The sequence below is a fragment of the Blautia sp. HCP3S3_B11 genome, from assembly GCF_052064435.1.
Lineage (GTDB): Bacteria > Bacillota > Clostridia > Lachnospirales > Lachnospiraceae > Blautia_A.
This window is the reverse complement of sequence record NZ_JBQHVP010000059.1, coordinates 1-654: the sequence shown is the minus strand read 5'-3', so window position 1 is coordinate 654 and position 654 is coordinate 1. Positions and strand designations below refer to the sequence as shown.

Genomic DNA, 654 nt, shown 5'->3' with positions numbered 1-654 from the left:
GGAGCTGCCGAAGGCGGGACCGATGACTGGGGTGAAGTCGTAACAAGGTAGCCGTATCGGAAGGTGCGGCTGGATCACCTCCTTTCTAAGGAAAAAGTAGAGTAAAAGAATGTGTTTTACTGTTGAGTTATCAAGGAAACTGAATAGAGACATTTCTGGTAGCGATGCGCTTAGGGGAAACACCCGTTCCCATCCCGAACACGACGGTTAAGACCTAAGCGGCCGATGGTACTGCACTGGAGACGGTGTGGGAGAGCAGGTGGCTGCCAGATCAAATGGGGATGTAGCTCAGTTGGGAGAGCACCTGCCTTGCAAGCAGGGGGTCGAGAGTTCGAATCTCTTCATCTCCACTGAAATCGAAAGATTTCAAGATGGGCTTATAGCTCAGCTGGTTAGAGCGCACGCCTGATAAGCGTGAGGTCGGTGGTTCGAGTCCACTTAAGCCCACTCGGGTGTAAGTAATCTTTCTGGAGGAAAGGTTCACTTAAGCCCATTGGCTTATGTGAATAAGCCTAGATAAAAATTGTACCTTGAAAACTGCATACATGAAATTTGATTAAAGTTTAATCAAATATCCTTGATACAAAACGTTAAGAGATATGAGAGTATCTCATAAAACGCAAGATAGGAAGACATCGATATATCTGTTATTAA

The 654-nt window shown here is 45.9% G+C and carries 2 tRNA genes and 2 rRNA genes; all 4 read left to right on the top strand.

Annotated elements, in window-relative coordinates:
- Nucleotides 1–85: ribosomal RNA gene (locus ACTNC0_RS18240) — 16S ribosomal RNA — on the top strand; the annotation flags it as partial.
- 69 nt (nucleotides 86–154) lie between these two features.
- Nucleotides 155–272, top strand: a 5S ribosomal RNA gene (gene rrf, locus ACTNC0_RS18235).
- A 5-nt stretch (nucleotides 273–277) separates the two neighbouring features.
- Nucleotides 278–350: transfer RNA gene (locus tag ACTNC0_RS18230), tRNA-Ala, on the top strand.
- 23 nt (nucleotides 351–373) lie between these two features.
- Nucleotides 374–447 (top strand) — tRNA-Ile (locus ACTNC0_RS18225).
- The last annotated feature ends 207 nt before the right edge of the window (nucleotides 448–654 follow it).